Annotated in this window: 12 protein-coding genes and 1 pseudogene; 12 read left to right on the forward strand and 1 reads right to left on the reverse strand. The window is 60.1% G+C overall.

Translation table 11 applies throughout. From position 1 onward, the window contains the following. The coding region (locus ATN37_RS00620) for an IS30 family transposase (RefSeq protein WP_218694599.1) at window positions 1-1166 on the reverse strand (1166 nt) is incomplete at its 3' end. Window positions 1167-1216: 50 nt separating this feature from the next. Between ATN37_RS00620 and ATN37_RS00625 the strand changes: the two are divergent. The 12 genes and pseudogenes from ATN37_RS00625 to ATN37_RS33050 form a co-directional block, all read left to right on the forward strand. Next, a pseudogene (locus ATN37_RS00625) lies at window positions 1217-1675 on the forward strand (transposase); the annotation flags it as partial. Between the two features lie 424 nt (window positions 1676-2099). Next, a complete protein-coding gene (locus ATN37_RS00630; RefSeq protein ID WP_011331542.1) occupies window positions 2100-2510 on the forward strand; it encodes an SCP2 sterol-binding domain-containing protein in 411 nt (136 codons plus the stop codon). 54 nt (window positions 2511-2564) lie between these two features. Next, on the forward strand, window positions 2565-4193 hold the full coding sequence (locus tag ATN37_RS00635; RefSeq protein WP_011331541.1) for a fatty acid--CoA ligase: 1629 nt from the start codon (window positions 2565-2567) through the stop codon (window positions 4191-4193). 42 nt (window positions 4194-4235) lie between these two features. Next, a complete protein-coding gene (locus ATN37_RS00640; RefSeq protein ID WP_011331540.1) occupies window positions 4236-5342 on the forward strand; it encodes an NDMA-dependent alcohol dehydrogenase in 1107 nt (368 codons plus the stop codon). Window positions 5343-5648: 306 nt separating this feature from the next. After that, window positions 5649-7046: an aldehyde dehydrogenase family protein gene (locus tag ATN37_RS00645; RefSeq protein ID WP_011331539.1), complete on the forward strand. Its 1398-nt coding sequence runs from the start codon at window positions 5649-5651 to the stop codon at window positions 7044-7046. Between the two features lie 349 nt (window positions 7047-7395). Next, complete coding sequence (locus ATN37_RS00650; RefSeq protein ID WP_011331538.1) at window positions 7396-7716, forward strand: 2Fe-2S iron-sulfur cluster-binding protein; 321 nt, start codon at window positions 7396-7398, stop codon at window positions 7714-7716. Between the two features lie 26 nt (window positions 7717-7742). Then, window positions 7743-9131, forward strand: coding sequence for a cytochrome P450 (locus ATN37_RS00655; protein WP_021334602.1), 1389 nt, complete (start codon window positions 7743-7745; stop codon window positions 9129-9131). Beyond that, entirely contained in the window at window positions 9128-10330 is a 1203-nt protein-coding gene (locus tag ATN37_RS00660; protein ID WP_011331536.1) for an NAD(P)/FAD-dependent oxidoreductase, read from the forward strand. The genes ATN37_RS00655 and ATN37_RS00660 overlap by 4 nt, the downstream gene beginning before the upstream one ends. Window positions 10331-10648: 318 nt before the next feature. Then, window positions 10649-11713, forward strand: coding sequence for a BtrH N-terminal domain-containing protein (locus ATN37_RS00665; protein WP_011331535.1), 1065 nt, complete (start codon window positions 10649-10651; stop codon window positions 11711-11713). A 610-nt stretch (window positions 11714-12323) separates the two neighbouring features. Continuing rightward, window positions 12324-12572, forward strand: coding sequence for a PaaI family thioesterase (locus ATN37_RS32220; protein ID WP_230793642.1), 249 nt, complete (start codon window positions 12324-12326; stop codon window positions 12570-12572). A 376-nt stretch (window positions 12573-12948) separates the two neighbouring features. Next, complete coding sequence (locus ATN37_RS00675; protein ID WP_225320460.1) at window positions 12949-13230, forward strand: transposase; 282 nt, start codon at window positions 12949-12951, stop codon at window positions 13228-13230. A gap of 42 nt (window positions 13231-13272) precedes the next feature. Further along, complete coding sequence (locus ATN37_RS33050) at window positions 13273-13566, forward strand: IS3 family transposase (RefSeq protein ID WP_218747420.1); 294 nt, start codon at window positions 13273-13275, stop codon at window positions 13564-13566. The last annotated feature ends 97 nt before the right edge of the window (window positions 13567-13663 follow it).

Consider the following 13663-nt stretch of genomic DNA (forward strand, 5'->3'; position numbering starts at 1 on the left):
CGTTCGACTAGTGTCGCGATCGCCGATCCACCCAGCGCACCGATGATGAGATCGCCCTCCCAATGACCTGGCACTTTTCGCGAGTCAACCTCTGCCGGCCGATTGCTGATCGAGTTCATCGGGTCTACGAACCGCGGCCGACGGGCATCGGACTGCCTATGTGGCTTGCGCGCAATTCGACCGCGGCGCAGTTGCTTTCCGAGTTCACGTGTGAGATCGCCTCGGGCGTGCACGTAGATCGCTTGATAAATCGTCTCGGTGTTCGCACGCATTTCCGGCGTGGTCGGGAAGTCCTTGACCAGTCGGTGACTGATCTGTTGCGGCGACCACCTTTTCGCCAATTTCCCTTGGACATAGGAACGAAGCTCGGCATTGGCAACCAGCTTCGCCCTCCGCGGCCTGGCCCGATGCTTCACCGACAGCCGATGCGCCGTATGAGGCATATATCCCCTCACCGAGACGGTGTTGCGCTTGAGTTCTCGGCTGATCGTCGACGGTGCGCGTCGCATCTCCGACGCGATCGCCCGGATCGACAACCCCGCACGCCGTAGATCCTGCAACTGCTCCCGTTCGAGCAGGCTGAGGTAACGGGGATGGATGATCTTCTCGACCACATTGAGGTCGACACTTCCGCCGATCGCGCGAGTTCTTCGTTCTGGCACAACATCATTGTTCTTTACGGGGTACCGCACCACCCGGCCGTCGGGATAGACACGCCCTCGGTTGATGATGGTGATGCCTTTGTCCCAGTCGGTCGCCGATCGGGCATCGGCCCCGACGCGAGCCCTCGCCTCCACGCGCGTGAGTCCCGCCGCTCGTAGACGTAGGAACTCTTCACGCCGCGGGTTGACCTTGCGTGCCTCGCTGGTCGATATTCCTGCTTTCCGCGCCCATACATGGGCTGTTGGCCGATGAATCCCCAGCTCATGAGCAACAGTTGAGATGATTTGCCGCTCGCGAACGAGCCGCAAGAACTCAGCTTTGAGTTCCGCGGGGTAGGTGCGCGGCGCGGCCCGCGCCATGGTCAGCCCTGTCTTCCGCAACCAGTTGTAGCCTGCGTCTTCATGAACGCCGACTGCACGCGCTGCGGCGCGGACCGTGCCACCTCTATCGAGTAGTCGGAAGAATTCTTCCTTCTGCTGATCCGTGTACTTTTTGCCAGCCATTGCAACACCTTCCAGTAGGTGTTGCGACGATTGCTGGAATCCAAGCCGGTGAGGGGAAGCTGTATCTGTGTGCGATCAAAGATGCCTGCGGTAATCGGATCGTCGGATACTCCATCGACTCGCGGATGAAAGCCCGCCTGGCGGTCACCGCTCTGAACAACGCCCTCGCTCGCCGCGGCGACGTCACCGGATGCGTGGTTCACTCGGACCGAGGCTCTCAATTTTCGTCCCGAAAGTTCCTTAACGTCTTAACTACTCACGACCTGATCGGATCGATGGGCAAAGTCGGAGCCTGCGGCGACAACGCTGCAATGGAAAGCTTTTTCTCGCTGTTGCAAAAGAACGTCCTCGACCGTCAGGCCTGGGCGACCCGCCAGGAGCTCCGAACAGCGATCGTCACCTGGATCGAGCGGACCTATCACCGCCGCCGACGCCAGGCCGCCCTCGGCCGATTGACCCCCATCGAATACGAGACCATCATGAACACACCAGCCGCACCGGCTGCGTGACTACAACTGTCACCTATCCGTGCAGCAGACCCAATCTTGTTTCCTTGTGATCGTGGCCGATGCGTATGCCGTCATCTTTGGCTTGAAATGCGCTGCGACTCCCGCAGCGTCTCGTATTCCACTGTCGGACTTCCACGGTCCGCTCCGAGCAGATCATGTTCTTGTCGCAACCCGACGCATCCGCGTGAGTAACCTCAGGGTATTTACAAAAACAAAAAAAGGTAACGATTTGAGCAAAAGGTGGTATGGTGAACATCACACGCACCCTCGTGTGGGCGGGAAGCATGCCTCGCAACGACGAGTTCGGCTGAGAGGCGGTCACCCCCGATGACTTGTTTGACGGGAGCGGTGACTATCGCAGATTGAGCGTCCCTGGTCGCTCGCGACCGCGCATTACCTACAACGAGATTGGTGGAGGTTCGAGATGGCTGTGTTCAAGAATGAGGACGAGGTTTACGCCTACATGGCCGGGATATTTCGGCGTGGCCTGGAGATCGAGGGGCTGGCGGACAAGCTTGCGGGCTCGGGGGTGGTGTTGCGGGTGTATTACACCGATCCGGATGCGGTGGTGACGGTGGATATGCCGAACAAAGTGGTGGAGACCGGAGCTTCGAGTACCGCAGTCCCCAATGTCGAACTGTTCATGTCTTCGGACACCGGGAACAAGTTCTGGCTAGGGAAGGTGAACCTGACAATGGCGATGGCCAAGGGAACCGTGCGCGCAAAAGGGCCGGTGCCCAAGTTGCTCAAACTGATCCCACAGGCCAAGAACCTGTTTCCCGAGTACAAGTCGATGTTGCAGAGCGAGAATCGACAGGATCTCATCGATGCGTGACTACCGATCGATGCGTGACTTCCGCTTGACCGCTGACCGCAGGACGGTGGCGCGATGAAAAGCACCATGCAGGACGTTCCGCTGACCGTGTCGTCGATAGTGCGGCATGCCTCCAGGATTCATGGCGAGCGTGCGGTGTTGACCGCGCGTGGACCCGGGCAGATCTCCCGGGTGTCGTACCGAGAGCTGGGCGAACGTGCGGCTCAGTTGGCTAATGCATTGCGCGCGATCGGGATTCGTGGAGATGAGCGCGTCGCGACCCTCCAATGGAGTAACCAGGAGCATCTGGAATGCTATTCGGCGGTGCCATCGATGGGCGCGGTGCTGCACACGTTGAATCTGCGACTGCCGACTGAACAGCTGACGTGGATCGCAAACCATGCCGACGATCGGGTGGTCATCGTCGACGGAACGGTCCTTCCTCTCCTGGCGTCGGCTCTTCCCTCGATGACCTCGGTTCGCACGGTGCTCGTCACCGGTACTGGCGACCTTGCCGCTGTTGAGGGGTGTGGAAAGGACGTCCTTCGGTACGACGATGTGGTCGCCGCCCAGCCGAGCTCATTCGACTGGCCAGACGTCGACGAACGGTCGGCCGCTGCGATGTGCTACACCAGCGGCACCACCGGCCATCCGAAAGGCGTTATCTACAGCCATCGTTCGACGTGGCTGCATTCTCAGGCAGCGTGCGCCTCGAATGCGCTGGGCATCGGTCATGACGACACGGTATTGACGATCGTGCCGATGTTCCATGCCAATGCGTGGGGACTGCCGTACGCGGCGATGATGGCAGGCGCGCAGATGCTGCTGCCCGACCGCTTTTTACAGGCTGAGCCGTTGGTGGAGATGATCGAGGCAGCGCGACCGACGATGGCGGGAGCGGTCCCGACGATCTGGACCGACGTTTTGCACTACCTGCGTGACAATCCAGGCCATGACGTCAGTTCGCTGAAGATGGTGGCCTGCGGGGGTTCAGCCGTTCCGCGGTCGTTGATAACCGCTTACGACGAGCTGGGTATCCGCATCGTACAGGCATGGGGAATGACCGAGACCTCGCCGCTTGCTGCAGTCGCGCTCCCGCGGGACACCGACTCACCGGAGAGGTCCCTTCAGGTACGCGGAACCCAGGGCAGGGTGGTGGCCGGTGTGGAGGCCCGCATCGTCGACGACTCTGATGCTGAGCAGCCCTGGGACGGAAAGTCGGTGGGCGAGATTCAGATTCGCGGCCCATGGATCACCGGGTCGTACTACCAGCATGACAGTGCGGCGGTGACGCCGGATGGATGGTTGTGTACCGGAGATGTTGGCGTGATCAGCGCAGATGCGTTCATCACTCTGACCGACCGTTCCAAGGATGTCATCAAGTCGGGAGGTGAATGGATCTCGTCAGTCGAACTGGAGAATGAATTGGCCGCTCATCCTGCGGTGCGCACCGCCACTGTGATCGGTGTGCCAGACGATAAGTGGCAGGAACGACCGCTGGCAGTGGTTGTCCTCGATACCGGACGCACCGTTACGGCTAGGGAGCTGTCGGGATTCTTGCGCGACCGTGTGGCCAAGTGGTGGCTACCTGAACGATGGGCATTCGTTACTGAAGTTCCACTGACCTCGACAGGCAAGTTTGACAAGAAGAAGTTGCGGCGCCAATACGCCGACGGTGACTTCATTGTTGAGACGCTCGACTGAATCGGCCTTCACGGCAACCGAATTATTGATCTAAGGAGAATCATGAAGACACGCGCTGCTGTTCTCTGGGGCCTGGGAGAGAAGTGGGAGGTAGAGGAAGTCGAGCTTGATCCGCCCGGCCCCAACGAGGTGCTCGTCAGGCTGACCGCGAGTGGGTTGTGCCATTCCGATGAACATCTCGTGACCGGTGACTTGCCCTTCCCTCTACCCGTAGTCGGCGGTCACGAAGGCGCCGGCACCGTGGTGGAAATCGGCGCGGGAGTCGAGGATATCGCCGAGGGCGATTCGGTCATCCTCACCTTCCTTCCGTCGTGCGGGCACTGTTCCTACTGCGCACGCGGTATAGGGAACCTGTGCGACGCAGGCGCGGCCGTCATGATGGGACCCCAGCTCGATGGCACCTACCGCTTCCATGCACGCGGCGAGGACATCGGCCAGATGTGCTTGCTGGGCACCTTCTCGGAGTACACGGTCGTGCCGAGGGCGTCGCTGGTTAAGATCGATACAGGAACACCGCTGGATAAGGCGGCGTTGATCGGCTGCGGCGTCACCACCGGTTACGGGTCGGCGGTGCGCACAGGCGAAGTGCGCGCCGGGGACACAGTGGTCGTAATCGGAGCCGGCGGTATCGGCATGAACGCGATTCAAGGCGCACGGATCGCCGGCGCGTTGAACATCATCGCCGTCGACCCCGTGGAATTCAAAAGGGAGCAATCCAGCGTGTTCGGCGCGACGCATGCCGTTGCCTCGATCGACGAAGCGTGGGCGCTGGTCAGTGACATTACTCGCGGCAAACTCGCCGACGTCTGCATCTTGACCACGGATGTCGCCGAAGGGTCCTATACTTCCGAGGCGCTATCACTCGTTGGCAAACGTGGGCGAGTGGTTGTCACCGCGATCGGGCATCCCGAGGAGACCACTATGTCGGGCTCTTTGTTGGAGTTGACACTCTACGAAAAGCAGATCCGCGGTTCCCTGTACGGCTCGTCGAACGCTGCGCATGACGTCCCTCGCCTCGTCGAACTGTACAACGGCGGAAACCTCAAGCTCGATGAGCTGATCACCCGTGAGTACACTCTCGATCAGATTAACGAGGGCTATGAGGACATGCGATCAGGCCGCAACATCCGAGGGCTCATTCGATTCTGACGCCACCGCGGGGACAAATTCCCGCAGTCAGTGGTGAATGTCGGGTGGCGGAGCCCAAATAACGGCGAGGTTTGCAGATCGAGTACTGCGCCGTGGAGCCCTCACCGGCTTAGGGGCATTTCCGTGAAACTCGCCCACAAATGCAACGACTCCGGCAATACCTTGATGGTGACCGGCCGATGTCGTTCTAAATCTCCCTCATGAAGAAAGCCTCGGCTGTCGTGGTCGGCGCCGTTGGGACCCCGATTCGATGATGTCTACCCGTTTACCAGAGAAATCGCCCGAGCTACTAGAAAGGCAGTTGACATGCCATTACAAATGGAGGCGCAGGGCGGCAGGCGCGACCGCAAGCAACTGCTCGACGAGGTCCGACGTGTCGCAAATTCAGGCCGCACACGGGATCTGCAGTGGCGACTGGACCAATTGACAGGGATCGAGCGACTTTGTTCCGAACGTGAGAGCGAAATCGCCTTGGCGTTGTCCAAGGACCTAGGCCGCTCTTCTGTAGAGGCATGGCTCGGCGACATCAACGCCACGAAGACTGAAGCCCGCTACGCGCGGAAGCACCTGAAGAAATGGATGCGGCATAAGAGAGTGTCGTTGCCGCTGAGTCAATTGCCCGGTCGCGGGTGGGTGCAGTACGACCCGTTGGGCGTCGTCCTGATCATCGGACCATGGAACTATCCCCTGTATTTGAATCTGGGTCCCTTGGTGGCGGCGGTGGCAGCCGGCAACTGCGCAGTGATCAAGCCATCCGAGCTTGCGCCTGCAACCTCCGAGTTGCTTGCCCGGTTGGTGCCGCAATATGTTGATGCGGAGGCGGTCCGCGTTGTCGAGGGTGACGGGGAGACGACTCAGGATCTGCTTTTCCAGGGTTTCGATCACGCCTTGTTTACTGGAAGCACCGAGATCGGTAAGAAGATTATGGCCACTGCCGCGCTGACGTTGACTCCGGTGACGCTCGAGTTGGGCGGGAAGAGCCCAGTCGTCGTGGCAGCCGACGCCGACATCGACGTCGCTGCGCGTCGGATTGCGTGGGTGAAATTGCTCAACTCTGGACAAACCTGCATCGCCCCGGATTATGTTCTGGCTGATAAGTCGATCGTCGACGAACTGGTGGAGAAGATCGTCCAGAACATCGTCCAGTTCCGGTCTGCCGAAGAAGAGTTCGCGCTGCCGATCGTCAATGCACGGCAATTCGACCGCTTGGTTCAACTACTCACCGCCACCCAGGGCACCATCGTCAGCGGAGGGCACTTCAACCGAGACAGTTTGCGTATCGAGCCGACGGTCATTGTGAATCCGCCCGACACCGACGCGATGATGGCCAGTGAAATCTTCGGCCCTGTGTTGCCAATCCTCACGATCGACTCGATTAGCGCAGCTGTAACCCGTATTAACGCCGGCCCGAAGCCATTAGCACTTTACCTATTCACCACTTCATCGCAGCTAGGTCGTGACCTGATCGACCGCATCCCGTCCGGTGGTGCCGTCATCAATCACGTCGCATTGCACTGCTTAATTCCGCAGCTGCCTTTCGGTGGTGTCGGTGCCAGCGGCCTCGGCGAGTATCACGGCAAATGGGGGTTCGAGGCTCTCAGCCACCGCAGAGCAGTGCTGTCCAAATCCACCAAACCCGATCTGCGTCTGATTTATCCACCGTATACTGAACGTACGATCAAGTTGCTACGGAAACTTCTGTGAACGGGTTGGTGCCCGCCGTTCGAATGACCCCTGTTATCGCTGATCCTGAAGGTTTTCGGCGCCGGGGGGACCTACTTTTCGTCAACCAAAAGTGGGGAGCCGTAAATCAAATGGCATCAAGGCTCGGGGATGAGCGAATTCTCGGATTGAGCGTTGCGAGTTCAGGCTCGCTAGGTCGAACTGGAATGACTCGTTGCGTGAAAGCTGGAGGAGGCACGCCCGCATCATTGCGTTTCATTTTCCCCCCTGAGTCGAATTCACAACCATCTGACTCTGGCGAACATAGCCGACATGGTCAGTTGCTGTCAGAATTTAAAATCCCATCAATACGCTGCATCAGGAGTTGGTTATGGCTGTTGTCACTTTTGTCTCTCGCGACGGCGAGGAGCGTGAGGTGTCTCTCGAGGAAGGTTCGTCGTTGATGCAGATCGCAACCAACAACGCGGTGCCCGGTATTGATGGCGACTGTGGGGGTGAAGCCGCGTGTGGGACCTGCCATGTGATCGTCGACCCGCAGTGGTCCGAGTTGGTCGGACGTTCAGGATCGGAGGAGGAGGAGATGCTTGCGATGAACCCCGAGCGTCAACCCACCTCCCGATTGTCTTGCCAGATGCTCGTTTCGGCGGCGTGGGACGGCTTGATTGTCCAGACGCCAGAATTTCAGATGTGACCCACGAGAGTGACGGATAAGACGTAATGAAGGTTTCTGAAGTGATCACTGACAAAGTTCAATCTGCCATCCCGATCGACCTGCAAATCCGCGGCGCACACCTGTACGACAGGACCCGACGTTGGGTGACCGGATCGAACGGAAAGAAGCTGTTCGTAGAGAGCCCAATACCACCGGTCGAAGACGTCGAGCTCGCTGACATCGACCTCAGCAACCCGTTTCTCTATCGTCAGGGGCGTTGGCAGTCCTACTACGAGCGCCTACGCAATGAGGCGCCGGTGCACTATTTACCGGACAGTCCCTTCGGGCCGTTCTGGTCGGTCACGCGGCATGCCGACATAATGGCCGTCGACAAGGATCATGAGTCATTCTCCGCCGAGCCGCTAATCGTCATCGGGGTCCCGCCGCGTTTTTTAGATATCACAATGTTCATTGCGATGGATCCGCCCCGCCATGACAGGCAGCGGGCCGCCGTCCAGGGCGTGGTCGCGCCGAAGAATCTTCGTGAGATGGAGGGGCTGATTCGTTCGCGAGTCCAGGAGGTGCTCGATGACCTGCCAAGGAATGAGCCATTCGACTGGGTACAGAACGTCTCTATCGAGTTGACCGCTCGAATGCTTGCAACCCTTCTCGATTTTCCATACGAACAGCGTCATAAACTCGTCGAATGGTCAGACCTCGCAACCTCGATGGAGCAGACCAACGGCGGCCCCTCAGACCTCGACGACACGTTCGTCGGTATGCGCGAGATGGCACAAGGTCTCAGCGAGCACTGGCACGACAAAGCGGCCCGGACCGCTGCCGGAGAAGAACCAGGGTTCGACCTGATCACCATGCTGCAGAGCAACGCCGACACCAAGGACCTGATCAGCCGACCGATGGAATTCTTGGGCAACCTCGTATTGCTGATCGTCGGTGGCAACGACACCACCCGCAATTCGATGAGCGGCGGTGTTCTCGCGCTGAACCGGTTCCCCGATCAATTCGAGAAACTCAAGGCCAATCCCGACCTGATCTCCAACATGAACTCGGAGATCATCCGGTGGCAGACACCATTGGCCTACATGCGACGAATCGCCAAGGTCGACACGGTGCTCAACGGGCAGTTCATCCGGAAAGGCGACAAGGTCGTGATGTGGTACGCGTCGGGCAACCGCGACGAACGCGTGTTCGACCGGCCCGACGACTTCATCATCGACCGGGCCAACGCGCGCAACCACATCTCTTTCGGCTTCGGTGTTCACCGCTGTATGGGTAACCGGTTGGCCGAACTTCAGCTGCGGATCCTCTGGGAGGAATTGCTCGCTCGTTTCGAGAACATCGATGTCATCGGCGAACCCGAATACGTCCAGTCCAACTTCGTGAGAGGGATCAGCAAGATGACGGTCCGCCTCACCCCGAAATCCGACGCATGACCGCACAGCGCGCCGTCATCATCGGGGCCAGCCATGCTGGGGCTCAACTCGCAGCCAGCCTGCGCCAGGAACGTTGGACCGGAGAGATCGTCCTCATCGGCGATGAATCAGCGCTGCCGTACCAACGCCCTCCTTTGTCGAAGGCTTACCTGGCCTCGAAGAGCACGCTCAAGGACCTGGAGATCCGAAGCGTCGAGTTCTACAGCAAGCACGGGATCCAACTCCTGGACGCGACTGTAGAGGCGATCGACCGCTCAGCAGGAAGCCTTTCGCTCAGCACTGGCGACGCGTTGACCTATGACAAGCTCGCCTTGTGCACCGGTGCCCGCCCGCGGCGGCTCCCTACCCCGGGGGCCGACCTGGCCGGCGTCTACTACCTACGCACCGCCGCGGATGTTGGGTTGATTCGAAAGGCCGCGACCCCCGGACGTCGAGCCGTGATCGTCGGCGGGGGCTACATCGGCCTAGAGACGGCCGCCTCCTTGCGTGCACTGGGTCTGGAGGTCACCGTGTTGGAGGCGACCGAACGCGTCCTCGAGCGGGTCACCGCTCCCGAAGTCTCCGCATTTTTCGACCGAATCCACCGCAGTGAAGGGGTCGATATCCGCACGGGAGCCCTGGTCGAAGCGCTCACCGGCGATAGCCGCGTCCGCGAAGTGGTCCTGGCCAGCGGCGAATCAATCCCTGCCGACCTCCTCATTGTCGGAATCGGCGTGGAGCCCAATGTCGACCTCGCCGCCGCCGCGGACCTTGCTGTTGACAATGGCGTCGTCATCGACGACCACGCCCGGACCAGTGATCACAACATCGTGGCCGCCGGGGATTGCGCCAGCCACGACATGGCCCGCTACGGACGTCGCATTCGCCTGGAGTCCGTGCCGAGCGCCGCCGAGCAGGCCAAGGTCGCTGCCGCGACCATTTGCGGAAAGCCTAAGGAGATAAAGGCGCTTCCCTGGTTCTGGTCGGATCAATACGATCTCAAGCTCCAGATCGCCGGGCTCAACACTGGGTACGACGAAGTCGTCCTCAGCGGAAACCCGACCCGTGACCGCGACTTCACCTGCTACTACCTACGCAGTGCAGAGCTGATTGCGGCGGACTGCATCAATCGTCCCCGCGACTTCATGTTCAGCAAGCGGGTCATCTCGCAGCAGCTCCCCATCGACCGCGCCGAACTGTCACTCGCCGGTGCAGTGTGAGGCGACTCTGCCTTGAGCTCGATCGATATGACGTCGGCGAGCGATACGCAATTCGAAGGACGAACAGGTCCAAACCTCATTCGGCGCGCCCACTAACGAAACTGCGGCTTCTATCGGCGGCTCGCGAATCGACCCTTCCCTCCGAGCTTGAGCTCGATCCAACGAGACCCGCAACAGTTCGGTGCCAACTGTGGGCCACCACTTCAGTGTTCGTAAGCAACGTCGACCCATGGGCTACGCATGCCCACTTGGAACGAATCCCTGGCAACTGACTGGTCTTCGACACCCCCACGCCCCGCCACTCGGAAAGGATCGCATATGCCGCACAAAACCCTCATCGAGGGCTACCCCCATCAGATCGGGGGCCACTGTGGTTCAGGCGCGATGCGAGATCTGCTGCACTGGCACGGTCTCGGGTGGGATGGACCGCCCAGCGAGGGGCTGACATTTACCCTCGGGGGTGCCTTGGGGTTGTCCTATCTTCGATCGAATGCCCTCGTTCCACCGCTTTATCTGGTGGGACGAGGTGCCGACTTCGAAGTCGACCTACCGCGCCGACTCGGCGGGCAGGTCGAGGTCCTAACCACCGACGATCCAGAGGAGGGATGGTCGTGGGTCCGCGACGAAATCGACTCCGGTCGACCAAGCCTGGTGTGGGGCGACATCGCCGAGCTACCGTATCTGAGGGTCCAGATGAAGATGAGCCGCCACGACATCGTCGTGATCGGCTACGACGAGGACGCGGGCGTAGCGTTCGTCGTAGACAACGACCGGGCCGAGGTGCAGGAGGTTCCCTTCGACTCGCTGGCCCGGGCCAGGTCTTCGACGTCGTTCCCGCAGCCAACGCGCCACTGCACGTATCGGATTACCTGGCCGAGCGACCTTCCCGTGATCGGTGACGCTGCAGCGGCAGCGTTTCGGCAGTCTGCTGATAACTTGCGTCAGCCATCAGGGGCAAGAATCGCCGATATCCCCGCATCGAGCGGTGCTGAGGGGCTGGCAGCCGCCGCAGCGCTGGCAGCCGACGTCCACACCTGGGCAGACCTTCCTGACGACGAACTCGAGATCCTACTGTTCGGTCTCGGCGCGTTCATCGAGAAAGCAGGCACCGGCGGCGGGTTGTTCCGACGCTTACTCGCCGAGGGGTGCGCCGAGGTCGCACGACTGACCGGCGACCTCGCCACAGAAGGCCTCGCGCAAGTCGCCGACCGTTGTGCGCAGGCCTGGACCGAGACCGCGCGCGCTTGCATCCAGCGTGACGTTGACATGCGAGCTCGCTTGAACGCGGTTGTCCTGTCAGCTGGTAGATTGCCCGGGGCCGAAAGGGATCTTGTCGAGGCTTTAGAGGTTGCGTCCAGCTCGTTGGTAACTGAAGACCGCTAACCACGTTCGTCTCGTGAAATAGATCAGGTAGCTTGTTATGTAAGCCGAAAGTTGGTGCAGAGAAGGGCATTACACGGAGAGTGCGTTTCATTGCGGTGGTACTAATATCCGTCAAAAGAGAATGCTGGTGACAGATACATGATGGGCGCGAAACTCGTCGAGGAGACTGACACGATGCGGCTGATTCTGTGATGATGCTCAGACGACGCTTTGATAAAATGGGGGTTGCCGGTGAAGGAGATCCGCTTGGTGACCGGGATCGTCTTGATGCCGTCGACAGGCTGAACCCTGCCTCAGTGGGTTGGTCGTGACAGAACCGCTTGAAACCTATCAAGATTGTTCCGAAGGCCAGGTTGAGATCGCGCTCGTGACGGACTGGTGGAGTAGCTTCGAGGAGCGGCGAGACACACTGGCCGATGGCGACCCTCTCCCGCCTCACCACCCATGGTGTCTCGGCTGTGGCCCGGACAACCCCCACGGTCATCATCTACTGGCGCGACGTCGCGGCGACGGCGTCGTGGCGGAGCATGTGTTCGATAGTCGGCATCGAGGTGCTCCGGGCATCGCGCATGGGGGAGCTGTGGTCACCGTGCTCGATGACATGGTGGGAATGCTTCTTTATGTGATCGGGGACATGGCGGTTACACGTAAGCTCGATGTCGAGTTCCTCGCGCCGGTTCGCCTGAAAGTGCCCTATGAGGTAAGTGCCACGCTGAAAGCGCGTGATGGACGCAAGCTGCACGTTGCTGCCGAAGTTCGAGCGCAAGGCGCCGGAGACGTAGTGGCCTCCGCCATTGGCGTCTTCATTGTCGTAGATCTGGCGCACTTCATCGCTGCGCTTCGACCCGAATCGCTCTAGTGTGTGTGCGCCCGTTAGCCAATCGGGGGTCACGCGCCGAACGACCATAGCGCATAAGGATCGTGGCGCCGAGGCGGTGGAGAAGTTCGTGAAGGTCAGCCGCGTGAAGGTCCAATCGAAGGGGTGGGCAGTAGCGTTATAACATTTCTGGAAGGCGAGTAGGCGGCCGGCCACCTCGTCGAGATCGCAGAAAAGTCGTCGGGCGTGAGGGCCTTTGCGCTGCACAGCGGTGAAGTAGATTTCGACCTGGTTCAACTACTACGCATGAACGGGTAGATGGATCATGCGAGCTGTACTGGCATGTCCCCAGTGAACGGGGCCATCTTGTTTTAGAGTCTTGTTGCCCGTGACGTGGGCGGATAGGACGATGAGGAACATGGCTGGACGGAAGAGGAACTCCGCAGAGGACATCGTGCGCAAGTTGCGCCGAGCAGACGAGCTCACCGCGGCGGGGAAAACGCAGGAAGAGATCGCCAGCGAGCTCGAGGTTTCGGCAGCGACGTTGTACAACTGGCGCCGCCAGTACGGCGGCATGGATATCGACGCAGCGAAAGAACTCAAGGAATTGCGGGAGCAGCAGGGCAAACTCAAACGACTACTCGCCGACACCGAACTGGAGAAGGACGCCCTGCGGGAGGTGGCGAAGGGAAAATTTTGAGCCCGGCTGACAAGCGGCGCTGTCGACATGCTCGTCACGACGATGAGAGTGTCGAAGCGGTTGGCCTGCAGAGCAGTTGGGCTTGCCCGGTCCACCTACGCCCGTACGCCGATCGCACAGACTCCCGCCGACCCCGATGCGGTCCTGAGAGCGATTCTGCGTGACTACGCGCGAACACACCCGTTGCATGGCTTCCGTCGCGCCTGGGCGCATCTGCGACACGATCAGGCGATGGCGGTGAACAAGAAGAAAGTGCACCGATTGTGGAAAGAGGAAGGTCTGCAGGTGAGGATCTACCATCCACGCAAGGAGGAATCGTCAAATTCTGTGGATTAAGGTGTGTCAGGCGACCTCGGATACCGGCGTGTCCGGTGACGGTTCCGGGGTGATCTCGACGGGTCGTTCGAGGAGCTTGCCCTTGTGGAACAGCGCA

The sequence above is a fragment of the Rhodococcus sp. MH15 genome (assembly GCF_019266045.1).
Lineage (GTDB): Bacteria > Actinomycetota > Actinomycetes > Mycobacteriales > Mycobacteriaceae > Rhodococcus_F > Rhodococcus_F qingshengii.